Origin of the sequence: Psychrobacillus sp. FSL H8-0484 (genome assembly GCF_038005325.1) — a bacterium.
Classification (GTDB): Bacteria; Bacillota; Bacilli; order Bacillales_A; family Planococcaceae; genus Psychrobacillus.
The window spans coordinates 856,443-880,349 of sequence record NZ_JBBOSZ010000001.1; the positions used below are offsets into that span (position 1 = coordinate 856,443).

At 41.6% G+C, this 23,907-nt stretch carries 19 protein-coding genes; 17 read left to right on the forward strand and 2 right to left on the reverse strand.

Going from position 1 to position 23,907, the window contains the following annotated elements:
• Nucleotides 1-252: 252 nt before the first annotated feature.
• Complete coding sequence (locus MHH81_RS03910) at nucleotides 253-990, reverse strand: IclR family transcriptional regulator (protein ID WP_340918105.1); 738 nt, start codon at nucleotides 988-990, stop codon at nucleotides 253-255.
• Nucleotides 991-1,215: 225 nt separating this feature from the next.
• On the opposite strand from MHH81_RS03910, the gene MHH81_RS03915 reads away from it, so the two are divergent.
• The 16 genes from MHH81_RS03915 (at nucleotide 1,216) to MHH81_RS03990 (ending at nucleotide 20,416) form a co-directional block, all read left to right on the forward strand.
• Entirely contained in the window at nucleotides 1,216-2,814 is a 1,599-nt protein-coding gene (locus MHH81_RS03915; RefSeq protein WP_340918107.1) for a M20/M25/M40 family metallo-hydrolase, read from the forward strand.
• A gap of 207 nt (nucleotides 2,815-3,021) precedes the next feature.
• On the forward strand, nucleotides 3,022-3,447 hold the full coding sequence (locus MHH81_RS03920; RefSeq protein WP_340918109.1) for an RbsD/FucU family protein: 426 nt from the start codon (nucleotides 3,022-3,024) through the stop codon (nucleotides 3,445-3,447).
• 18 nt (nucleotides 3,448-3,465) lie between these two features.
• Nucleotides 3,466-4,233 (forward strand): DeoR/GlpR family DNA-binding transcription regulator, encoded by a 768-nt coding sequence (locus MHH81_RS03925; protein ID WP_340918112.1) that lies wholly within the window; start codon nucleotides 3,466-3,468, stop codon nucleotides 4,231-4,233.
• A gap of 175 nt (nucleotides 4,234-4,408) precedes the next feature.
• A complete protein-coding gene (locus MHH81_RS03930; RefSeq protein ID WP_340925107.1) occupies nucleotides 4,409-5,887 on the forward strand; it encodes a sugar ABC transporter ATP-binding protein in 1,479 nt (492 codons plus the stop codon).
• Between the two features lie 17 nt (nucleotides 5,888-5,904).
• Nucleotides 5,905-6,897 (forward strand): ABC transporter permease, encoded by a 993-nt coding sequence (locus MHH81_RS03935; RefSeq protein WP_340918115.1) that lies wholly within the window; start codon nucleotides 5,905-5,907, stop codon nucleotides 6,895-6,897.
• A 58-nt stretch (nucleotides 6,898-6,955) separates the two neighbouring features.
• Complete coding sequence (locus MHH81_RS03940) at nucleotides 6,956-7,930, forward strand: ABC transporter substrate-binding protein (protein WP_340918117.1); 975 nt, start codon at nucleotides 6,956-6,958, stop codon at nucleotides 7,928-7,930.
• Nucleotides 7,931-7,994: 64 nt separating this feature from the next.
• Complete coding sequence (locus tag MHH81_RS03945; RefSeq protein WP_340918120.1) at nucleotides 7,995-8,963, forward strand: Gfo/Idh/MocA family protein; 969 nt, start codon at nucleotides 7,995-7,997, stop codon at nucleotides 8,961-8,963.
• Nucleotides 8,964-8,978: 15 nt separating this feature from the next.
• Nucleotides 8,979-9,623 (forward strand): class II aldolase/adducin family protein, encoded by a 645-nt coding sequence (locus MHH81_RS03950; RefSeq protein WP_340918124.1) that lies wholly within the window; start codon nucleotides 8,979-8,981, stop codon nucleotides 9,621-9,623.
• Nucleotides 9,624-9,635: 12 nt separating this feature from the next.
• A complete protein-coding gene (locus tag MHH81_RS03955; protein ID WP_340918127.1) occupies nucleotides 9,636-11,072 on the forward strand; it encodes a rhamnulokinase in 1,437 nt (478 codons plus the stop codon).
• Between the two features lie 14 nt (nucleotides 11,073-11,086).
• On the forward strand, nucleotides 11,087-12,871 hold the full coding sequence (locus tag MHH81_RS03960; RefSeq protein WP_340918129.1) for an L-fucose isomerase: 1,785 nt from the start codon (nucleotides 11,087-11,089) through the stop codon (nucleotides 12,869-12,871).
• A gap of 13 nt (nucleotides 12,872-12,884) precedes the next feature.
• Nucleotides 12,885-14,480, forward strand: a complete 1,596-nt coding sequence (locus tag MHH81_RS03965; RefSeq protein ID WP_340918131.1) for a ribulokinase — start codon at nucleotides 12,885-12,887, stop codon at nucleotides 14,478-14,480.
• Nucleotides 14,477-16,525, forward strand: a complete 2,049-nt coding sequence (locus MHH81_RS03970) for a bifunctional aldolase/short-chain dehydrogenase (protein ID WP_340918133.1) — start codon at nucleotides 14,477-14,479, stop codon at nucleotides 16,523-16,525. The genes MHH81_RS03965 and MHH81_RS03970 overlap by 4 nt, the downstream gene beginning before the upstream one ends.
• Before the next feature lie 192 nt (nucleotides 16,526-16,717).
• Nucleotides 16,718-17,443, forward strand: a complete 726-nt coding sequence (locus tag MHH81_RS03975) for a (Fe-S)-binding protein (RefSeq protein ID WP_340918135.1) — start codon at nucleotides 16,718-16,720, stop codon at nucleotides 17,441-17,443.
• Between the two features lie 3 nt (nucleotides 17,444-17,446).
• Nucleotides 17,447-18,880, forward strand: a complete 1,434-nt coding sequence (locus MHH81_RS03980; protein WP_340918138.1) for a LutB/LldF family L-lactate oxidation iron-sulfur protein — start codon at nucleotides 17,447-17,449, stop codon at nucleotides 18,878-18,880.
• A complete protein-coding gene (locus MHH81_RS03985; protein WP_340918141.1) occupies nucleotides 18,873-19,484 on the forward strand; it encodes a LutC/YkgG family protein in 612 nt (203 codons plus the stop codon). Before MHH81_RS03980 ends, MHH81_RS03985 begins: the two co-directional genes overlap by 8 nt.
• A gap of 59 nt (nucleotides 19,485-19,543) precedes the next feature.
• Nucleotides 19,544-20,416: an ROK family protein gene (locus MHH81_RS03990; protein ID WP_340918143.1), complete on the forward strand. Its 873-nt coding sequence runs from the start codon at nucleotides 19,544-19,546 to the stop codon at nucleotides 20,414-20,416.
• 168 nt (nucleotides 20,417-20,584) lie between these two features.
• Here the strand turns inward: MHH81_RS03990 and MHH81_RS03995 are convergent, their stop codons facing one another.
• The gene (locus MHH81_RS03995) at nucleotides 20,585-22,291 is read right to left on the reverse strand and encodes a methyl-accepting chemotaxis protein (protein ID WP_340918146.1); all 1,707 of its coding nucleotides are present in this window, start codon (nucleotides 22,289-22,291) and stop codon (nucleotides 20,585-20,587) included.
• Between the two features lie 216 nt (nucleotides 22,292-22,507).
• Here MHH81_RS03995 and MHH81_RS04000 point away from each other — a divergent pair, with 216 nt between their 5' ends.
• On the forward strand, nucleotides 22,508-23,767 hold the full coding sequence (locus tag MHH81_RS04000) for a polysaccharide deacetylase family protein (protein WP_340918148.1): 1,260 nt from the start codon (nucleotides 22,508-22,510) through the stop codon (nucleotides 23,765-23,767).
• Nucleotides 23,768-23,907 lie beyond the last annotated feature (140 nt).

The window sequence follows — 23,907 nt, forward strand, 5'->3', positions numbered from 1 at the left end:
ATGTGGATAACTTTCTACTAGTGATTCTCCGTCCAGACTCCAGCGCTAAGCTCGTCGCAGTTAAAAACATGTGCTCCTGCGCAAGCTCGAAGACCTACCCCATCCCATTTGCCTGTCGGAGGCCTGCAGGATGCAGGTCATGCAGTCGTTGCGAAATGTTCTTTTATTTTGCGACGAGCTTTGCGCAGGAGCACCACGATGTCGCGAACTTAGACTGTATTCCTCTAACATAGGCACTTGCGCTTTGGTTCTTTAGCTACCGGAAGCTAATTTTGCAGAAATTCTTTTACCGGTTTCGATTACTTTAGTTCTTAGGTATTCTAGACGTTCTTCTGTGAGGTTGAAGCTGACGACACCTATGCTGATGGCACCAATGACTCGGCCAAAGCCGTCTTTTAAAGATACAGCAATTGATGACGTGCCTTCCGTTCTTTCTGAATGGCTTATGGCAAAGCCTTGTTTTCTAATTTCCTCCAGCGTTTTTTGGAATTCGGCAATTTTATCACCAGGTAACAACTGAGGTAAAATAGCGAATGATTTGTCTGTAGACATCGCGGCTAGCATGGCCTTGTTTGCTGCACCGATGTTCATTGGGATACGTAAACCGAGCTGGTCATAAATTCGAATCGGGTTTTTTTCGCTGTCGATTCTTTCTACGATGATTGCTTCATTACCAAGTGGCTTGTTTAAATAGACGCTTTCCTCAACTTCTTTGGACAATCGTTCTAATTCTGGTCTAATTTTGCTGACATAATCGATAGATTCATACACTTGCAGTCCGTATTCCAGCCAACGTATTCCAAGTCGATAGGTTTTAGAACGTTCGTCTTGTTCGACTAGACCTTGTTTGATCATTGCTTGCAGGAGTCTGTGCATCGTACTAAGTGGAAGCTCACATTGCTTAGATAAATCTGATATGGTAACGCCCTTTTCCGTTGAGTGAGATGCTAATACTTTTGCAACGGTCATGGCTCGGATGATAGATTGCATATAATACACCGCCTATTTTTATAGATAAATAAAAAGTTTTCTTAATATATTGACATCATATCATGAAGCATCTATATTTTAAATATAAACTTTCCGATATTCGGAAACGTTTTCCGTTCAGTGGAAAATGTGGTGAACATCAAGGTGCCAGGCACCCACACAAATTAGACACTATTCAACCTATTTAATATAGTAGTGGATTGATAGATAAAGGAGATAATAGAGATGAATCAATTATTATGGGATACACCGGAGAAACTTCGCGCGTTGCTTTGTGAGATTGTTAGTTGGAATAGTATTACGTTGACGGAAGGGGAAACTACTTTTGCTCCGAAAGCGCTTGATAAGTTGAGAGAGTTGAAGTATTTTCAAGAGCATCCAAGTCATTTGCAGTTACATGATGCTGGTCTTGGTAGACATGTTGTCACGGGTTTATATAAACATCCTGAGGCGACGGAGACGGTTGTGCTCATTAGCCATTTTGATACGGTTCAGACGGAAGAGTATGGTGTATTAGAACCGCTCGCGTATTTTCCAGAGGAATTAACGAAGAAGCTTATGGAGAATCCAACCGATTTACCAGAGTCGGCTCGAATTGATTTGGAAACAGGCAAGTATTTATTTGGCCGTGGAACAATGGATATGAAAATGGGACTGGCTCTGCATATGCAGTTGATAGAAAAAGCAAGTGTAGAAGAGTGGCCAATCAATCTTATTTTGACTACAGTTCCTGATGAAGAAGTGAACTCTGCTGGTATGCGAGCAGCGGTTACGCAGTTAGTACGTATTCGTGAAGAATTCGGATTGACGTATAAATTATTTTTAAATAGTGAGCCTTCGTTTTCTCAAAGCCCAACGGATATTCATGAATATATTTACTCTGGAACTATTGGGAAAATCATGCCTGCAGCTTTGTTTTACGGGAAGGAGACTCATGTTGGAGAGCCGATGAAAGGAATGACGGCGAACTATATTGCATCTTATTTGACGCAACGTATGGAATGGAATCCTTTATTTTGTGAGACGGATCTTGGAGAAAGCACTCCACTACCGGTTTCATTGCAGCAAAAAGATTTAAAGATGTCCTATTCGACGCAAACTCCTTATCGTGCGGTTGCATTGTATAATGTGTTTTTATTGAAACGAACGGCTTCAGAAGTTATGGATTTATTCGAACAAGTGGCAAATGAAGCAATGTCTGCTCTGAACGAGGACTACCAACTAATTTGCGACCGCGAGCAAGTAAAAGGTGTAGGTAATGTGAAAGTTCTTCGCTACGAACAATTACTTGCATATGCGAATAAAAAATTAGGCTCAGAAGAAGTGGAACGCTTGAAACGGGAAGCGCTTCAGCACGATGATTGGGACGATCGAGAAAAATCACTACGCATCGTAGACAATCTGATGATTCAGTGCCAAGAGCTAGCGCCTGCAACGGTAATCCTATTTGCACCACCATATTATCCAGCAGTTAACACATCCGATCATCCACTTGTAAAAGAGTTGGTAGAGCTAATGAAAAAATCTGCACAAACGTTTAACAACAAAATCGATCAAATCCACTATTTTAATGGCATTTGTGATTTAAGCTATGTAAATTATGAGGATGACGGAAACGGATGGTCTGCCTTTGAAAGCAACACGCCGGTATGGGGTGACACGTACAGCATTCCATTTGAAGATATGGCGCAGCTAAAAGGACCTGTACTAAATGTTGGTCCATTCGGGAAAGACGCACATCAAAAAACAGAGCGCCTTCACGTCGATAGCGCGTTCGTCGAAATGCCAGTCATGCTAGAAACACTCATAAAAAGTTTATACTAATAGTTAAAGTGACTCCAAAGTTCTAAGTGGAGTCACTTTTTTTGCTTTTATTACAGAATTGTTGCGGGTGCCTGGCACCAGTAACGCCAAGCCGCTCGCGAAAGCCCAAAACCCAACCCACCACATCACCCCTAAAAATAATTCTTCCAATTTTCCGATTATTTGGTATTATAATATAAAAACAAAAACAAACAAAGGAGAAAACAGATGCTTAAGAACATTCCAACGTGCATATCACCAGATTTTATAAAAATTTTAATGGAAATGGGGCATGGAGATGAAATTGTAATTGCGGATGGAAACTTTCCAGCTGCATCACATGCTAAAAATTTAATCAGACTCGATGGCCTAAACATACCAGAAATCCTCCAAGCGATATTAACTTTAATGCCGCTTGATCCATATGCGGAGTCAGCTGTGTTTTACATGATGCATGGCCCAGAAGTAGACACGCCGCCAATCTGGTCCGAGTACACAACCATTCTGACAAAAACAGAAAACACCAATTTCACACCAACTAAACTCGAACGATTTCAATTTTACGATCAAGCGAAACAAGCATACGCAATCATTGCTACAAGCGAACAAGCACTCTACGCAAATATTATTCTAAAAAAAGGTGTTATCACTTAACGAAAGGGGAAATCCAACATGCTAGTTCCAGAAAGACATAAAAAAATCATCAGCATCGTGAATGCCAATAAAACAGCACGCGTTTCCGAACTAAGTAAAAGCCTGAAAGTTACAGAGGAAACAATCCGACGTGACTTAGAAAAACTCGAATCCGAAGGCAAGCTTGCTCGCACGCACGGAGGTGCTATTTCCACAGAGGAGGAAGAAGGGGACATCCCGTATTTCCAGCGAGAGGTGATGAATAAGGAAGAAAAATTAGCGGTCGCAAAAGAAGCCGTCAAACTTATACAAGAGGATGACATTATTTTTCTTGATGCAAGTACGACAGCGCTCTACCTTGCGCGCCTAATACCGAATCACAGAATGACTGTATTGACGAACTCTATCCGTGTAGGAGTAGAGCTTGCGGGCCATTCGAACATACAAGTGGTTGTTGTTGGTGGCAATTTGTCTCCATCCTCTTTGTCGTTAGTTGGGCCATTAACTGTAAACGCACTCGAACGTTACCATGTCAATAAAGTCTTTTTCTCCTGCAAAGGTCTACACAAACAATGGGGGATTAGTGATTCCAATGAACAACAAGCGATTATCAAACGAAAAATGATTGAAATGGCGGATGAAAAAATTCTCCTATTAGACCATACAAAATTGGAGAAAAAAGCATTTGCGTATATTGAAAAAGAAGATGTAATCAACACAATTATTGTAGATAATCATGCAAATAAAACATATTTAAACTATTTCGAAGAAAAAAACATATCAATTTTGTATGCGCAACTGGAGTGAATCACATTTGCGCATCATATAGTAAGCAAGATGTAAAATAAGTATTCAGAAATTATAAAATATTCTATTGATTTTTAAAAATACTTGTTTTATAATCAACAAAAACACAGATAAACAAATATAAACAGAAGCAACTCAACAAAAGGTGGGATGAAAAGTGGAACCTTTATTAAAAATGGAGCATATATCTAAGTCTTTCCCAGGAGTTAAAGCGCTTTCAAATGTTCAAGTAGACCTACAATACGGAGAAGTACTTGCACTAGTAGGAGAAAACGGAGCCGGAAAATCCACACTTATGAAAATATTAACTGGCATTTATCAAAAGGATGAAGGAACCATCACGCTGCAAGGAAATGAAATTAACGTCACATCACCAAAACATGCGCAGGAACTTGGGATTTCAATTATTCACCAAGAGCTCAACTTGATGAAAGACCTCTCCATTGCTGAAAATATTTTCATAGGAAGAGAGCCAAAAGGAGCACTCAATCTTCTAGTAGACGACAAAAAACTAAACAACCAAGCAAAAGAACTTTTCGAAAAACTCAACTTAGACTTAGACCCCAAGACAAAAGTGCAAAACTTAACTGTAGCAAAGCAACAAATGGTTGAAATTGCAAAAGCACTTTCCTTCAATTCCAAAATACTCATCATGGACGAACCAACAACAGCCTTAACCGAAATAGAAATCGAAGCACTCTTTGAAATTATTAATAGCCTTAGAGAAAAAGGCGTCGGAATCATCTACATCTCCCACAGGATGGATGAACTCAAAAAAATTTCCGACCGAATTACCGTTATGCGAGACGGGACATACGTTGACACACTGACAACTGCTGAAACAGAAATGAGCAAAGTGATCCAGCTTATGGTTGGCAGACATGTGTACATAGAATCGAAGCCGAACATCGCAGAAGGTGAAAAAGAAACAGTGCTTCAGATGAAAAACATCTCCACGAAAGCATTATTAAAAGACGTTTCTTTCGAATTAAAAAAAGGAGAAATACTTGGATTTGCCGGCTTAATGGGAGCAGGACGCACAGAAGTTGCTAGAGTACTATTTGGAGCAGATCCAGTAACAACCGGAACGATCCATCTCCATGGCAATAAAGTAAATATAAAATCTCCAGCAGAAGCAGTAAAACAAGGAATCGGTTATTTATCAGAAGACCGAAAACAATTTGGGCTACTTGTTAACATGGATGTAAAATCGAATATTGCACTTGCAACAATTAAAGATTATCAATCAAAAACAATGTTTGTAAGCGATTCCAAAATAAAAAAAATGGCCGAACAATACGTCGACCAGCTCAAAATCAAAACACCATCCGTTGACCAAGAAATTAGATTCCTCTCTGGAGGAAACCAGCAAAAAGTAGTTATCGCTAAATGGCTACAAAGAGATTGCGACATCCTCATATTCGACGAACCAACGAGAGGAATTGACGTAGGAGCCAAAGGAGAAATTTACAAACTGCTCGACGAACTTGCAGCGAGCGGAAAATCAATCATTATGATCTCATCGGAATTACCTGAAATACTGCGAATGAGTCACCGAATTGTTGTCATGGCGGAAGGCAAAATTACCGGAGTACTTTCATCCGAGGATGCAACGCAAGAAAAAATAATGGAGTATGCAACGCAACTCCACTAACAATAGGGGTGAAGTAAGTGAACATCGAATCAGTAATCGAAAAAGAACCAGTGAAGAAAAAGGTTATACCACCCGGAGCAATTCAACAAACACTCGCTTTCGGAAGCTTAATCGCCTTAGTTATATTTTTCTCCTTTGCATCGAGTAGCTTTCTGCAATGGAGCAACATAATTGGTATTTTATTATCCACAGCAGTAATCGGAATTTTAGCACTAGGAGCTACATTTGTTATTATCACAAGCGGAATCGACTTATCTGTAGGTACAGTAATGACGCTATCTTCGGTTATTACCGGAGTTGTCATCGTGAATGCAGGACTTCCGCTCATTGTTGGGGTGTTTGCAGGAATTGCAACTGGTGCGTTTTGTGGATTTCTTTGCGGAATCGCCATAACGAAGCTGAAAATACCGCCATTCATTGCAACACTCGCAATGATGATGGTTGCAAAAGGGTTAGCGCTTGTTATTTCAGGAGCAGCTCCAATTTATTTCACAGATCACAAGCTATTCACTAAAATCGCACTTGGATCAATTATTCCAGGCGTCAACATTCCAAATGCGGTTCTTATATTCTTCGTCTCTGCAATAATCGGAGCAGTCATTCTTTCGAAAACGATTTTAGGTCGTTATAATTTCGCGATTGGAAGCAATGAAGAAGCGACAAAACTTTCAGGAGTAAACGTCGACTTTTGGAAAGTATCCATTTATTCATTAGCAGGAGCTTTCACAGGAATTGCCGGTGTTATTATGGCATCTCGCTTGAATTCGGCGCAACCAGCACTTGGTCAAGGGTATGAATTAGAAGCGATCGCAGCTGTAGTAATCGGCGGAACTTCACTTAGTGGTGGGAAAGGGACGATTGTTGGAACAGTAATTGGAGCGTTAATCATGAGCGTTCTAACAAACGGACTCCGCATCATGTCGATCCCACAAGAATGGCAAACGGTCGTTGTCGGCTTAGTTATCATTCTCGCAGTATATATGGATATTCTCAGAAGACGTAAGGAATAAAAACGGTATTTAGTCCAAGTGACTTCAAATATAAAATATTGGGAATGGGGAGAAATAAATGAAGAAAAGATCTTGGTTTTTAGGAAGTATGTTAGCTGTATCAATGATTTTAGGTGCATGTAACTCAGACGATGCAGAAACTGGCAGCTCAGACGGAGATAAACAACCCTATGTAGCCATTGTTTCGAAAGGATTCCAACATCAATTCTGGCAAGCGGTTAAGCAAGGGGCGGAAAAAGCGGCAGATGAATTTGATGTGAAAATTACATTTGAAGGACCTGAAACTGAAGCACAAGTAGATAAACAAATAGAAATGCTTCGCGCGGCATTAGACAAAAAGCCAGATGCTATTGGTTTTGCAGCTCTTGACTCGCAAGCAGCAACTCCATTATTGGAAGAGATGAAGGAAAAAAATATTCCAGTTATCGCCTTTGACTCAGGTGTAGACAGTGAAATTCCACTGGCAACTGCATCTACAAATAACAAAGCTGCAGCAGCACTTGCCGCAGACAAAATGGCTGAGTTCATCGGCGGCGAAGGAAAAATCGCACTAATCGTTCATGACCAAACTTCTGTAACTGGAGTAGAGCGTCGTGACGGCTTCAAAGAACAAATCGAATCGAAATACCCAAATATCAAAATCGTTGATATCCAATATGGTGGCGGAGATCACTTGAAATCGACTGACCTTGCAAAAGCAATTATCTCTGCTCACAGCGATCTTAAAGGAATTTTTGGTTCTAACGAAGGATCGGCAATTGGAGTTGTGAACGCAGTACAAGAACTAAACAAATCAGGCGACCTAGTAGTAATCGGCTTTGACTCTGGTAAACAACAAATTGATGCGATCAAAAACGGCTTAATGGCTGGAGCAGTAACACAAAATCCAGTAGGTATCGGTTACGAAACGGTAAAAGCTGCAGTAGATGCTATGAACGGCAAAAAAGTTGAAAAAACAATCGACACTGGCTTCTATTACTATGACAAAGACAATATGGAAGATGCAGACATCAAAGCAGCACTTTACGAATAAACAAACCAATGGGGGCTGGCCTAGCCAGCTCCTATACTCTTAAAAAACTAGGAGGCTTGCTTCAATGAAAAAACTGCGATGGGGCATTATCGGTGCAGCTAATATTGCAAAACAACAAGTCATTCCAGCAATCCAACAAGTAAGTAATGCAGAAGTTGTAGCAATCGCAAGCTTAAGCGGAAAAGCGCAGCAATTTGCAAATGACTTCAACATCCCAAACATATACGACACGTATGAATCGCTAATCGAATCGCCTGAAGTCGATGCAGTGTACATAGCACTTCCGAACACGCATCACAAAAAGTGGGCACTGGCAGCAATCCAAGTAAAAAAACATGTGCTTTGCGAAAAACCAATCGTCATGCACGCAAGTGACTTACAAGAGCTTCAAAGCGAAAGCAACAAACATGGTGTCATCTTAATGGAAGCATTCATGTATCGCTTTCACCCGCAAATGGCGAAGGCAAAAGAGCTTCTAGCACAAGGAGTAATCGGTGACATGCTAACAATTCGCTCTCGGCTCCACTTTACGATGGAAGACTGGGGCAATGACATTCGACTAAATCCGAATCTTGGCGGAGGGGCATTCAATGACATCGGTTGTTATCCGTTAAATGCGATTCACTACTTAATAGAAGAAAGTCCGATAAGTGTCCAAGCGTTAACTGGTAGATCCGATAAACAAGTCGATACGCATGTAGCTGTACAGCTAAAATATCCGTCGGGAATTCTTGCTCAAATTGACGCTAGTTTTTACGCTCCGATGACACAAACGATTGATATTATCGGCACAAAAGGTACGATGCAGTTACCGTTTGCATTCCGTTCTGACTTAAATAATCATGAAGGAATTATTCAATACGAATCAAACAACGAAATGTACTTAATTACTGAAACAGCAAATGCATATGTAGAAGAAATAAAAGCGTTTCAGCTAGCGGTTGAAAATAACGAACTGCCGTCCAACTACACAGAAGCACAAATGCTCCAACAAGCGATCGAACTCGAAAAGATTAACCAATTATTGCACTAGAAAGGAAGTGTCCAAATGTCCAAAGTCATTGAAGAACTAACAAAATATGCCCACAAACTAGTAGATCAAGGACTAGTTGTAGGAGCAGGCGGAAATTTAAGTATGCGAGATGGAGACGATATGTACATTTCTCCAAGTGGCTTTGACTTAAAAGAAATTGAACCCCACCAATGGGTGAAAGTGAATATTACAACTGGAGAAATAGCTGGAGACTTACGTCCATCATCCGAAGTTCTAATGCATTTGGAATGTTTCCGAAAAAGTGAGGAAATTCAAGCAGTGCTTCATGCACATCCTACTTATTCAGTTGGAGTTTCATCTGCTGGAAAAGACATTCCTGCTTTATTTCCAGACTTCCCAGCGATGGTGAAAAGCGTAGGGTATATCGACTATGTTATTCCGACGACAAATGAGCTAGCAGAAAAAGTAGCAGAGCTTGTAGGAAAGCATGAAGTAATGATTTTACGAAACCACGGCGTCCTGACGCTCGGTAAAACGATGAAAGAAGCATATTTCTTCATGCAGCTAACGGAAGAATCTGCAAAAGTGTATGCGATTAGCAGTATTTTCGGAGGACCAAGAATTTTAACTGAACAAGAATGTGTGGATCTTCGAAACCTTTCGGCAGAAAGATATCGCTCTAAATTGCTTAAAGAATAGGAGGCAAACGTTATGAAAACAGTTCTTGCCTATGATTTAGGTGCGTCCAGTGGTCGACTCGTTGCCCAAGGATTCAATGGAAAAAAACTTGAAATGACAGAAATTCATCGTTTCGCAAACAGACCAATCTATGAAAACGGACATTATTATTGGGATTACGCTCACTTAATTCGAGAGCTAAACACTGGCATCGAAAAAGTAGACTTCCAAGCAGAATCTTTAGGTATCGATACATGGGGCGTAGATTTCGGGCTGCTTCAACGAAATGGCACACTCGTATCCAAACCCTTTTCGTACCGAGACACCTATCCCGAGCCTTACGTACAACAAGCAACAAACAATATTCCAGCATATGAATTATTTCAACAAACTGGCAATGAAATATCCGCCATCAACACATTGTTTCAGCTAATTGCAATCCAACATCAATACCCGCATTACCTGGAAGAAACGGCACAAATACTAATGACGCCAAACCTACTAATGCACGCATTATCAGGTGTCATGATGAATGAATTTACGATTTCATCCACATCACAGCTAGTAAACGCAAACAAGCAATGGGACGAACAAATTCAAAACACTTTTTTCAATAAACAACTCCCACTTGCAAAAATCGAAATGCCGCACCAAATCGTCGGCAGTTTAACTTCTAACAAAAACATCAAAATGGCACTCGTACCTGGGCATGACACAGCATGTGCTTTATCCGCACTCCCGATTCAAAAAGCCAATTCTATTTTCATGAGTATCGGCACATGGGGACTTATCGGAAAAGAAATTGAAGCTCCAATTACAACAATTGAAGCGTTCCAAGAAGGCTTTACAAACGAAGGAACGAGCGAAGGCCACTACCGATTCCAAAAAAACGCCATGGGATTTTGGATTCTACAAAAATTGAGAGAAGAGTGGAAGCAACAAGGTCTCCACTTCACATATGAACAAGAAATTCACGAGCTAACAAAAGCAAAACCGTTTCAAACATTCATCGACCCGGACGACGCACTCTTTTTCAACCCACCGTCGATGATACAAGCGATCAAAGAATACTGCAGCAAAACGAATCAGCAAGCTCCCACAAACGTAGGAGCACAAATTCGCTGCTTCGTCGAAAGCTTGGCACTAAAATTTGCACACACGATTAAGCAAATAGAAAAAATCACCCAATCCACCACATCCGAAATTCAAATCGGCGGTGGTGGAACGCAAAACAAAAACTTATGCCAATTTATCGCAAATGCAACACAAAAAACAGTTTTCACTGGGCCAGCAGAAGCGAGCTCCATTGGCAATGGACTGTCTCAGCTCCGTGCACTTGGAGAAATTCATACGATTGAAGAAGGTAGACTACTTGTCGCAAACTCTTTCGACATGATGGAATACGAACCGAAGAACGCAAATGAATGGCAAGAAGCAACCACAAAATTTCAACAACTATTACATAACTAATGGAGGGTACAAACATGACAAAAGATCGTTACATCGGAACACTTCCTAAAATAGGAATTCGCCCAACAATTGATGGGCGTCGCAATGGAGTGCGTGAATCACTCGAAGAAACGACGATGAATATGGCAAAAAACGTGGCAAAATTTCTATCAGAAAACCTCAACTATTATAACGGCGAACCAGTAGAATGCGTCATTGCCGACACATGCATCGGTGGAGTGGCAGAGGCGGCACATGCGGCAGAAAAGTTCAAAAAAGAAGGAGTTGGAGTTTCAATCACCGTTACCCCTTGCTGGTGTTACGGAAGTGAAACGATGGATATGGACCCACATTTGCCAAAAGCAGTTTGGGGCTTCAACGGAACAGAGCGTCCAGGAGCAGTTTACCTCGCTGCTGTACTAGCTGGCTATAACCAAAAAGGGCTTCCTGCCTTCGGAATTTACGGTCATGACGTACAAGATGCTGGAGATTCGAACATTCCAAACGACATCCAAGAAAAACTTTTGCGCTTTGCAAAAGCAGGACTTGCTGCTGCAATGCTAAAAGGAAAATCATATCTTGCAATGGGCTCCGTTTCGATGGGGATTGCCGGAAGTATCGTAAAAGATGATTTTTTCCAAGAATACCTTGGCATGCGCAATGAATACATCGATATGAGTGAATTCATTCGCCGTATGGACCTTGAAATTTACGACAAAGACGAATACGAAAAAGCACTCCATTGGGCGAACGAAAACTTAATTCGCGGGGAAGACAATAACAAAGAAGCATTCAAACGTACCGACGCAGAAAAACAAAGCGACTGGGAACGTTCGATTAAAATGACGCTCATTTCACGTGACTTAATGGTTGGCAATGAAAAGCTGAAAGAAAAAGGCTTTGAAGAGGAAGCGAACGGCCGAAACGCATTAATCGCTGGATTCCAAGGGCAACGTCAATGGACAGACCACTTCCCGAATGGAGACTTTATGGAAACAATTCTTAACTCATCATTCGACTGGAACGGCAAACGTGCACCGTACTTACTTGCAACTGAAAATGATAGCTTGAACGGTGTCACAATGGCGATGGGTCACTTACTCACAAACACTGCCCAAATTTTCGCTGACGTGCGCACTTACTGGAGTCCAGAAGCAGTAGAACGAGTAACTGGAAAAAAACTCACTGGCAGAGCTGAAAATGGCTTTATTCATCTTATTAACTCAGGCTCTGCTGCACTTGACGGAGCAGGTCGCCAAACGATAGACGGCAAGCCCGCTATCAAGCCTTTCTGGAAAATTACAGACGAAGAAGTAAAAGAAACACTTAATAACGTTCAGTGGCGACCAGCGTCGACCGAATACTTTAGAGGTGGTGGCTACTCGACAGACTTCACAACTAAAGGAGATATGCCTGTCACAATCGCACGTCTCAATTACGTAAAAGGCTTAGGGCCAGTGCTACAAATTGCAGAAGGACACACAATCGAACTCGAAGACGACATGCACGACACACTTGACCTTCGAACAGATCCGACATGGCCGACAACTTGGTTTGTACCGAACTTAACTGGCGAAGGTGCATTCACAGACGTGTATTCTGTCATGAACAACTGGGGCGCGAATCACTGCGTCGCAAGCTATGGACATATCGGCGCAGACTTAATCGCACTTGCGTCTATCTTACGCATCCCTGTCAACATGCATAACGTCGAAGCATCTACTATTTTCAGACCAAGTGCTTGGAGCATGTTCGGAACGCAGCAAAGCGAAGCAGCTGACTTCCGTGCATGTCAAAACTTCGGTCCTCTTTATAAATAAGGAGGTGAATTTCGTGAAATACGCAATCGGGATCGACTATGGAACCGAATCAGGTCGTGTTATTTTAGTAAACATCGCAAACGGCGATATCGTCGCTACTAGTGTGACGCCGTACCCCCATGGCGTCATTACTGGGCATTTATATAATCGAACACTGGGGAAAGAAACCGCACTTCAAGTGCCGCAAGATTACCTAGACGTACTTGCAAAGTCAATTCCGGAAGTACTAACAAACATTGATCCAACGGACGTAATCGGCGTCGGCTTAGACTTCACATCTTGTACGATTTTACCTGTGAATGAAGAGTTAAAACCGCTATGCAAATTAAAACAACATGAAGCAAACCCGCATGCTTACGTCAAATTGTGGAAGCATCACGAAGCGGAAGTCGAAGCAAAACAACTAACGAAAATAGCACAAAATGAAAAATGGATTCAACGTTACGGGGGCACAATTTCTTCAGAATGGATGCTCCCTAAAATAATGGAAATCGCAAATGACGATCCAGCACTTTTCGAAGAAACTGCATTTTTCCTAGAAGCAGGAGATTGGGTCGTTTCCAAACTAACAGGCAGCATGACACGCAATAGCTGCTCTGCAGGGTACAAAGGAACATGGCATAAAGAAACAGGCTATATTTCGAATGAAACATTACAAAAAATCCATCCTGCACTCGACAATATTTACAATACGAAGCTCGCAGGAGAAGTAAAATCGACAGGTACAAAAGCAGGAACCTTGTCTAAAGAAATGAGCGAACTTACAGGGTTACGAGAAGGAACACCAATTGCAGTTGGAATTATTGATGCACACGCAGCATTGCCAGGAGCTGGTGTCAGTGAACCTGGAACAATCGTTATCGTAATGGGCACTTCTTCTTGCCATCTTTTACTTAGTGACAAAGAAGTACTTGTCCCTGGTATTAGTGGCGTAGTAGAAGACGGCATCCTACCAGGATATTACGCATACGAAGCAGGGCAAGCAGCAGTAGGCGACCTATTTGCACATTTCGTTAAAAAATATAATGCAGACTTTCAAACGTTAACGGAGCAAGCACAAGTACTGAAACCAGGAGAAAGCGGCTTACTCGCAATCGATTGGCAAAACGGCTGCAGAACGCCATATGTTGACTCGACTCTTTCTGGACTATTAGTCGGAGAAAAGCTTTCCACACAACCGTTTGAAATTTACCGGGCTTTATTGGAAGCGACTGCTTTTGGGACTCGTGTCATTATCGAGCTATTCGAAAGCAACGACATCCCGATAAACCAAGTAGTTGCAACAGGTGGAATACCAAAGAAAAACACATTGCTTATGCAAATTTACGCAGACATTTTGCAAAAGGAAATTACCGTCGTAGAAAACGACCAAGCACCAGCACTTGGAGCAGCAATATTAGGAGCAGTTGCAGCAAATGCCTACAACTCATTTCCAGAAGCCATCAACCAAATGGCATCTAAGCAATCGGTCACATACAAGCCAAACAAAGAAAACGAACAAACATACAACCAACTATTCGATATGTATCAAAAACTAAGTACGTACTTTGTACAACAAACATCCATCATGTACGACCTGCATAAATTGAAAGGGGAGAAACAACAATGATTGAAAACCTATGGGAAACGTCCACTAAAACAGTCGAAGCAAACACGCTAGAAGAACTAACATTCCGCTCGAACCTAATCGGAACAGATCGTCGTGTCTGCAACTGGGGAGGTGGCAACACATCCTTCAAAACGAAAGCACTCGATTTCCGTGGGCAAGAAGTAGATATTATGTGGGTAAAAGGAAGCGGCTCGGACCTTGCAACAATGAAAGAGTCTAACTTCACGGCACTCCAATTAGAACATATTCTCCCGCTGCAAGAACGTGAAGATATGACGGACGAAGAAATGGTCGACTATTTAGGACATTGCATGATCAACAAATCACATCCACGTGCCTCCATCGAGACACTTTTACATGCGTTCCTTCCATATAAACATATTGACCATACACACCCAGATAGCATCATTAGCATTTGCTGTGCACCAAACGGCAAAGAAATCGCCAAAGAAATTTTCGGCGACCGATTTGTGTGGGTTCCATACATACGTCCAGGATTCCTACTATCAAAAATGATTGCAGACGGAGTAAAAAATAACCGAAACGCAGAACTAGTCCTTATGGAAAAACATGGCCTAGTCGTATGGGGAGAAACAGCTCGCGAAAGCTACGACAAAACGCTCCAAGTGATTAACGAAGCAAAAGCATATATTGACGAACAACTTATGGAAAATCCTGCATTCGGTGGTCAAGCAGCAGAAGCATTATCACCAGAAAAAAGACAAGAAGTATTAAACGAAATCCTTCCAGTCATTCGTGGGCAAGTATCGAAAAACGAAGGCATGATCGTCTCTTACGACGACGCAGACGACGTACTCGAATTCGTCAATAGCGCACGAGCAAGCAAGCTATCACAAGTCGGTGCAGCATGCCCAGACCATCTCGTACACACAAAACGTGTCCCACTATTCATCGACTGGGATGGCAACATCGAAACACTTAAAACAAGCATCGAAAACTACCAAAACGACTACAAAAAATACTTTGAAGCATACGCATTAGAAAACGACGAAATGTTCAACCCATCACCACGCGTCATTCTAATAAAAGGCATCGGAATGATTAATACTGGAAAAGACAAAGCATCTGCCTTAGTAAGTGGGGCACTATACCACCGAGCAATCGCAGTTATGAAAGGCTCCGACGCACTAGGAGGATTCACATCACTATCAGCAGAAGAATCATTCGGCATCGAATATTGGCCACTAGAGCTATACAAACTATCACTGGCGCCAAAAGAAGCCGAGTTTTCTAGAAAAGTAGCATTCGTAACAGGAGGAGCAGGCGGAATCGGCTCCGAAACATGCCGACTACTCGCATCCCAAGGTGCACATGTAGTCCTTGCTGACCTAAACCTAGAAGGTGCAGACAAAATCGCAAACGACATAAATGCCACATACGGAGCAGGTCGTGCAACAGCGGTACAAATGGACGTAACGAATGAAGAACAAATTATCGCATCGTTCCAACAAGTCATCCGCACATACGGCGGAATCGACATACTAGTCAACAACGCAGGACTCGCAACATCTAGCCCATTCGAAGAAACAACACTAAAAGAATGGAACCTAAACATGAACGTACTAGGAACAGGCTACTTCCTCGTATCGCGCGAAGCATTCAAAGTTATGAAAACACAAGAAACAGGCGGCAGTATGATATTCATCGGCTCCAAAAACTCGATCTACGCCGGCAAAAATGCATCTGCCTATAGCGCAGTAAAAGCACTCGAAGTCCATCTAGCACGTTGCATCGCAGCAGAAGGTGGAGACTTCAGCATCCGTGCCAACTCCGTCTTACCAGACGCAGTCCTACAAGGCTCCGCAATCTGGGGCTCCAAATGGCGTGAAGAACGAGCAGCAGCATACGGAATCGAACCAGACGAACTCGAAAATCACTACAAAGAACGTACCGTACTAAAAGAAAACATCTACCCAAGAGACATCGCAGAAGCAATCGCCTTTTTCGCATCTAGTAAATCAGCCAAAACAACCGGCTGCATGTTAACAGTAGACGGCGGCGTAGCAGCAGCCTTCACAAGATAAACTATTGGCAACATTTAATCTAAACACGACAAATTCGGCCATGAACACAACAAACCTATCGTCGAACGCGACAACCAACCAAGCAAACGCGAAAGGTCCAAACAGCACCAGGAAAACCTCAAAGCCACCAAAGTAAAAACCCAAAGTCGCTTCCAAAAGAAGCGGCTTTTTCAGAAAGGAAGGCACCAAACGATGCGCGTAACCCTATTCTCCACATGCCTAATCGACCTATTCCAGCCAAATGCCGGCATCGCAACAGTCGAACTACTCGAAAAACTCGGCTGCCAAATCGACTACCCAACTGGTCAAATTTGCTGCGGCCAACCCGCCTACAACAGCGGCTACCTAAACGAAGCGAAACCAGCAATGATCCACCTGCTCGAAACGTTTCAACACGCTGAATACATCGTTACACCATCGGGCTCATGCGCCCTAATGCTAAAAGAATACGCACATATATTCCAAGACGACTCAAAATGGAGTAAAATCGCAAAATCCGTCGCCGACAAAACATACGAACTAACACAATTCATCGTCCACGTACTCGGCGTCACAAAAATCGACACATCACTACCCGGAACCGCCGTATTCCACACATCTTGCCATATGACTCGCTTACTTGGCGTACGCGAAGAACCAAAGCAATTACTAAACCAAGTAGCCGATTTAATAATAAAACCACTAAAAGGCTCCGACCAATGCTGTGGATTCGGAGGAACATTTTCCGTCAAAATGGGCGACATATCAGCTGAAATGGTCAAAGAAAAAGTCACTCACATCATGAACGCTAACGTCGACTATCTTATCGGAGCAGACTGCGGATGCCTCATGAACATAGGTGGCCGATTATCACGTGAAAAACAACCAGTCGAAGTTCTACATATTGCCGAAGTATTAAACCGAGGGATGAGGGGATAACCGATGTCGATCAAAATAAAAGCAGGACCATTCAAAAAACGCATGACTGCTGAACTCAAAAACGACTTCATGCGAAAAGCGGTATCCAGCGCGCAAGACGGCCTTGGTGCCAGAAGAAACCTCGCAACCGACCAACTCGGCGAATGGGAAAAATGGCGCGAAGCAGGTCAAGAAATCCGTCAGCACACCGTCAACAACCTAGCCCATTACCTTGAACAATTTAGCGAACAAGTAACCAAAAGCGGTGGCATTGTCTACTTCGCAAAAGATGACCTAGAAGCAACCCGCTACATCAAAGAAGTCGTACAAAAAAAGAATGCTAAAAAAATCGTCAAAGCCAAATCCATGGTAACAGAAGAAATCGGACTAAACGCAGCACTCGAATCCATCGGTTGCGAAGTAGTCGAAACCGATCTCGGAGAATTCATCCTCCAAGTCGACGACCACGACCCACCATCGCATATCGTTGTACCAGCACTACATAAAAAGAAAGAACAAATCCGAGACGTTTTCGTCGAAAAACTCGGCTACACAAAATCGGCCGACCCAGACGAACTCGCAAAACACGCACGCTACACACTCAGAACAAAATTTCTAGAAGCCGACGTTGGAATCACGGGATGTAATTTCGGAGTAGCGGAAAGTGGAACAATCTGTCTCGTGACGAATGAAGGAAATGCTCGCCTTGTCACAACGATCCCTAAAACACAAATTACAGTAATGGGAATGGAGAGACTAGTCCCAACATTTGAAGACTTAGATGTCATGGTTAGCCTACTAACAAGAGCAGCTGTCGGGCAACGCATTACAAGCTACGTCACACTATTAACCGGACCAAAAAAACAACAAGAAGTCGACGGTCCAGAAGAACTCCATGTCGTAATCGTCGACAACGGACGCTCGAAAATACTCGGCACCGACTTCCAAGAAATCTTGCAATGTATCCGCTGCGGAGCTTGCTTAAACGTCTGCCCCGTATATCGTCACATTGGTGGTCATGCATACGGCTCCATCTATCCTGGCCCAGTCGGAGCAGTACTCACACCACTACTCGACGGTTACGAAGATCACAAGGACTTACCATACGCATCCACACTTTGCGGCGCATGCACAGATGTCTGCCCAGTGAAAATTCCGTTGCATGGCCTACTATTGAAGCATCGTCAAGCAATCGTCGAAACAGAAGGAAAAGCACCAATTAGCGAACGGCTCATGATGAAAGCATTTGGTTTCGGAGCATCTACGAATTCCGTCTACACAGGAGGCTCCAAAATGGCAGCAGTCAGTCTCAAAATGCTACTCAAAAACAAACAAATGATATCAAACGGCCCAGGACTTCTAAAAGAATGGACAAATAGCCGAGACTTCCCAACGCCAAAACAAAGCCGCTTCCGCGATTGGATGAAAGACCATGAGGGGGCCAACTCACATGACTAAACTCGAACGAAAAAAAATAGCACTTCCTATTTCAAGTGTCTACAACGACATCGAAACACACTCTGTAAAACAAGTGTTCATCGAATCGGCCAAACTCATCCGTGCGGAAATTGTCGAAACAACACCAAGCCATCTAATAGATACACTAAACACTTTAATAGAAGGAATTTATGCAAACGAAATACTATCTTCTATACAAGATGCACCTGAACAATTAGAAAACTGGCTAGAACAACACACAACAAGATGGAACCCAGCTCTTGGCAATCAAAACATCCTAACAGCGGAACAAGCTAAATTTGGCATAACATACTGCGATCAAGCATTAGCAGAATCAGGGACAGTCGTCCTATTAAACGAAAATAACAAAGGCAGATCCGTCAGCCTACTACCTGAAATCCATATCGTACTCATCCCTGTCGGTACAATTGTCCCGCGCTTACGAGAAAGCATGAGACAATTACACCAACGAATAAAAGAAGGGAAAGAAGTCCCGTCTTGTATAAACTATATAACAGGCCCAAGTAACTCTGCTGACATCGAAAGCTACCTAGTAGTCGGCGTCCACGGACCACTTCGAACCATTTACGTCATCATCGACTAATGGGAATAAAGTCTTGAACACCACATAACGTAGCCTAACCAAAAAGGAGGTCAAACCCTATGCTAGGTTCTATTGAAGCTGGCGGCACAAAAATGAATTGCGCAATTGGAGATGAACACGGTAACATCTTCAAACAAGCCCAGTTCCCAACAACAATGCCAGAACAAAACATGCAACAATTCATAGAATTCTTTCAAGCAAACCCAGTCGACGCAATCGGAGTCGGCACCTTCGGACCAGTAAACGTCGACCGACAAAGCGAACTATACGGAACTATACTCGACACGCCAAAGCTAGCTTGGCGTTTCTTTCCGTTCCTACAAACATTAAAAGCCAACCTCAACATCCCAATCGAACTACAAAGCGACGTCAACGTAGCAGCACTTGGCGAAGCGGCATGTGGTGCAGGCAAACACGATCGTACAGTGCTATACATCACGATCGGAACAGGAATCGGCGGAGGTGTAGTCACAGATAAACAATTCCTTCGATCCGTCCAACACCCAGAAATGGGCCACGTCTGGATCAAACGAACACCCGAAGACACAACGCCAAGCAATTGCCCATTCCACACCGATTGCTTCGAAGGACTAGCATCCGGCCCTGCAATCGAAAAAAGACACAACACTAACGCAAAAAATCTCCCAGCAGATCATCCTGCTTGGGAGCTAGAAGCAAACTATATCGCACAAGGAGTCTACCAAATGATGCTCGCCCACGGACCTGATCGCATCATCATCGGAGGCGGCGTCATGAACCAACCCCAACTCCTTCCGAACATCAAACGTAACATCAAAACCCAACTAAACGGCTACACCTACTACCCAGCTCTAGCCAACCTAGAAGACACTATCGTTCTTCCAAAGTTAGGGGATAATGCAGGACTAGTTGGAGGATTAGTCTTTGCTGGGCAAATAAAAAAGATGAAATAATTTAAGTTATTTCAATTCGGTATATTCCTAGGTAACAGCTGAGCGAAAGCGACGAGGAGACTGAAGCCATGCCCGTGGAAAGCGTCCGTCTGGAACGAAAATCAATACATTGGAAAAGGGACCATCTCTCAGTCACTATATGACTTAGGGATAGCCCATTCATTTATTTTAAAGTTTAAATCTTAATGCGATTTGTTGAAGCTCTTGTGCGACTTGACTAGTTTCAGTTGAGCGGATAGCAACTTCGTCGATGGACGCAGTAGTTTCTTCGGTTACTGCTGAAATGGATGTTGTCACTTCTTCAATTTCGTGTATAGATTCTGTTAATTGATTAATCAATTTCACAACCTCTTTGGAATTTTCCGCTTCCATTGTTGTCATGTTAGAGATCAGCGAAATTTCTTCCACTGTCTGAGCAACTGCGGCTGAAATGTCGCTTAGTGATTGAGACGTTTGTTGAACGGTAACAGACCCTGTTTCAATCAGTTTTGTGCTCTCTTCTGTAGAAGAAACGACTAGTTGAATACTTTCCGTAATATCTTTGACGATCATTTCGACTTGATTGACTTCTACATTTGATTGCTCCGCTAGTTTTCGAACCTCGTCAGCAACAACAGCAAATCCTTTTCCTTGTTCACCAGCACGAGCAGCTTCTATGGATGCGTTTAAAGCAAGTAAATTCGTTTGAGCTGCAATTGCTGCAATGGAGCCGGTAATATGCTGAATTTTAGTCGTTGCTTCATTTAAACGTTGAATGGTATCACCAGTTTCAATAGATGCACTACGAATTTTATCCATGTCACGACTAATTTCGCTTGCACGAGTTAGTCCTTCTTTGGCAGTCTGCATCGTCGTTTTGGAATTCATTACACTCACATCTGCATTCTCTTTCGAATTTTGAAGACCTGCCGCCAGTGATTGTAAAATGGAAGAAGATCGCTCTGCAGTGATCGTGCCGTCTGATATAGATGTCACATTTTCACTCATATTCGTAGCTACCTGATGGATAGCATCTTTCATTTCATTTAATGAAGACGACGTTTCCTCCGCATTTCGAGACAATTGAAGAGAAGTCGTTTGTATTGTTCCAACAATATTGCGTAAGTTACTAGAGAGAGTATTAAGTGTTTGGCTTAAATCACCAATCTCATCCTTACTCGTAAAGTTCGTATCTTTTACAGCAAGATTGCCTTTTGCGATTTCACCAGCATAGGCAATGAGTGCGGAAAGCGGTTTAGTTTTTCTTCTAATTAATAAAAGGGTAACGAATGAAGCAAGAATCAATGGAATTACACTTACAAGTAATCCTTTACTTACAACATCCCATGTTCGATCTGCCACAATAGAGGCATCAAAATCAATAACACTAATAGCGATAATTTTCCCATTAGGATCGTGGTTTTCAAAAATAGGTGCATAACCAGAAAGACGTTTCATGCCAGCAAATTCATAACTTTCTGTGTATGTAGGATGTCCCATTTCTGTAAGCATTTTAACGGCTTCTTTATCTGTATAAAATTGATCGCCAGCCTTATAACCTAGCTCTTTTAAATTATCATCGAGTGCTAATAATTTTCCATCCAGATCAATAATATATTGGGTTTCAAAAATATCTTTATGTGCAGTTGTCCAGTTTAACTGCTTACCAACTGCATCAATAGTCGCAGTATCACCAGCGATTATTTGTTTAATATCATTTGGTGCTATCAGACCAGTTGTAATATTTGCACAGCCATATGCTTCTATCCCTGCAGCCTTATACAATTGGTCATAGGCTGTTTTATATGTAGCAACAGAAGTAATTAACAGCATAACTACGATTATCCCAACAATAATCGCTCCCAAATGAATTGTTAGTGTGTTTTTTAATTTCACTTTCTATTTCTCCCCTGTTCTTTAATCCATTAAATAATTATGTATTCACCTATTTATACCATAAAAGCGGGAAGAAAAGATATGCGATATATGTACAATTAATTAAAATGACGTGTAAGATTTTAATGCATTTTAATAAAAAAATCCATTATTTTAACGTTATTATGATATAATTTGCTAATTGCTTATAGTATTAAATGAATAGAGGTTTGGAAAGTGTATAAGAAATTAGTCGTTATTTTTCTGTTAGTGATAGCTAGTACAATATTATTAATGGACGAAACTGTTTCAGCAGAGGAGACAGAAAGTCAGGAACGCATTCAATTATTAAAAAGAGAAGTTGCTTATGGAAAACTCTCAGAAGGAGAGTTTTATCCTTTAGCAGGGTTATTGAAAGGTATGGAGTATGACTTAGTAGAAGAGACAGAAGAGTATTTTGTATTACCGTTCGGAAATGGCGAGATGTATGTACGAAAAGACAATGCAAGAAAAGTAGGAAAAGCAAATTATTCGGTAGAGCCGGAGCCTTTTATTACTAATATTGTCACGAAATCTGAAGTATCTGTTTATAATCAGTCAAAACCAGGTGGAAAAGTAATCGGTAAAATAAAAAAAGGTATTCGTGTCCCGATTAAAGAAGCAGAAGTAGGCTTTTATCAAGTCCAATTTGGTGGGCAAATAGGGTACATTTATAAAAAGAGTACAGAAGAAGATACTGGAATTCCTGTATTAATGTATCATCATTTGGCCAATGAAAAATCGAGTACTATATATGAAGGTAATTTATCTGTTTTGGAAACAAATAAATTTAGAGAACAAATGAGATATTTGAAACAAAATGGTTGGAGAACAGTAGATTTACATGTATTTGAAGAGTGGATAAAAGGAAAAGCCACACTCCCGGATAAAGTGTTTTTAATTACATTCGATGATGGTTATTTATCAAATGTGGAATATGCATATGATTATTTAAAGCGATTAGATTTTAAAGCAATCAGCTTTCTGATTAGTAGTAAAGTGCCTGAGCAAAGTGAAGCGTTTGATTTATGGAAATATCAATATATCGGTGCTAATGACATAATGAGAACGGACGATGTTTTTAATTATCAATTGCATACGCATGATTTTCATCGATTTAATAGTAAAACGAATAAAAGTTACTTAGAATCTGAATCTACTTTTGCGATAAGTAATGATCTAAATACAGGCTCCACTTTTTTAACTTCCTTGCAAAACGCAGAGAATGAAATACTTTCTCTTGCATATCCTTATGGAAAAACATCCGATAAGGCATTAACTGCTATGGAGGAAAATAACATTCGTTTAGGATTTACGATACGAGAAGGAACTGTAAAAATGTTTGACGACCCTCTTCGCATCAATCGTATTCGAATACATTCTCAACATACATTAGAGGATTTTGCGAAAAAATTAACGAACAGCTATAACGAATCTGAAATAGCTTCCACTAAATGATAAGTCCAAACTGTTGATGAGATTAATGTAATCATTTTGTTACACAACTGTAAAGTCACGCCTGTTTTGTTCGTGTTAGTATGGGTATAGAGAAATTTTCAGAAATTAGTTATATAAATTTTTCAATACGTGTCTTTTGG

Excerpts from the sequence above, each read along its gene's own strand:
- MHH81_RS03940 (WP_340918117.1), top strand. The coding sequence starts at position 6,956 with ATGAAGAAAAGATCTTGGTTTTTAGGAAGTATGTTAGCTGTATCAATG.
- MHH81_RS03980 (WP_340918138.1), top strand. The coding sequence starts at position 17,447 with ATGTCGATCAAAATAAAAGCAGGACCATTCAAAAAACGCATGACTGCT.
- MHH81_RS03990 (WP_340918143.1), top strand. The coding sequence starts at position 19,544 with ATGCTAGGTTCTATTGAAGCTGGCGGCACAAAAATGAATTGCGCAATT.
- MHH81_RS03910 (WP_340918105.1), bottom strand. The coding sequence starts at position 990 with ATGCAATCTATCATCCGAGCCATGACCGTTGCAAAAGTATTAGCATCT.
- MHH81_RS03945 (WP_340918120.1), top strand. The coding sequence starts at position 7,995 with ATGAAAAAACTGCGATGGGGCATTATCGGTGCAGCTAATATTGCAAAA.
- MHH81_RS03915 (WP_340918107.1), top strand. The coding sequence starts at position 1,216 with ATGAATCAATTATTATGGGATACACCGGAGAAACTTCGCGCGTTGCTT.
- MHH81_RS03985 (WP_340918141.1), top strand. The coding sequence starts at position 18,873 with ATGACTAAACTCGAACGAAAAAAAATAGCACTTCCTATTTCAAGTGTC.
- MHH81_RS03925 (WP_340918112.1), top strand. The coding sequence starts at position 3,466 with ATGCTAGTTCCAGAAAGACATAAAAAAATCATCAGCATCGTGAATGCC.
- MHH81_RS03960 (WP_340918129.1), top strand. The coding sequence starts at position 11,087 with ATGACAAAAGATCGTTACATCGGAACACTTCCTAAAATAGGAATTCGC.
- MHH81_RS03920 (WP_340918109.1), top strand. The coding sequence starts at position 3,022 with ATGCTTAAGAACATTCCAACGTGCATATCACCAGATTTTATAAAAATT.
- MHH81_RS03950 (WP_340918124.1), top strand. The coding sequence starts at position 8,979 with ATGTCCAAAGTCATTGAAGAACTAACAAAATATGCCCACAAACTAGTA.
- MHH81_RS03975 (WP_340918135.1), top strand. The coding sequence starts at position 16,718 with ATGCGCGTAACCCTATTCTCCACATGCCTAATCGACCTATTCCAGCCA.
- MHH81_RS03930 (WP_340925107.1), top strand. The coding sequence starts at position 4,409 with ATGGAGCATATATCTAAGTCTTTCCCAGGAGTTAAAGCGCTTTCAAAT.
- MHH81_RS03955 (WP_340918127.1), top strand. The coding sequence starts at position 9,636 with ATGAAAACAGTTCTTGCCTATGATTTAGGTGCGTCCAGTGGTCGACTC.
- MHH81_RS03970 (WP_340918133.1), top strand. The coding sequence starts at position 14,477 with ATGATTGAAAACCTATGGGAAACGTCCACTAAAACAGTCGAAGCAAAC.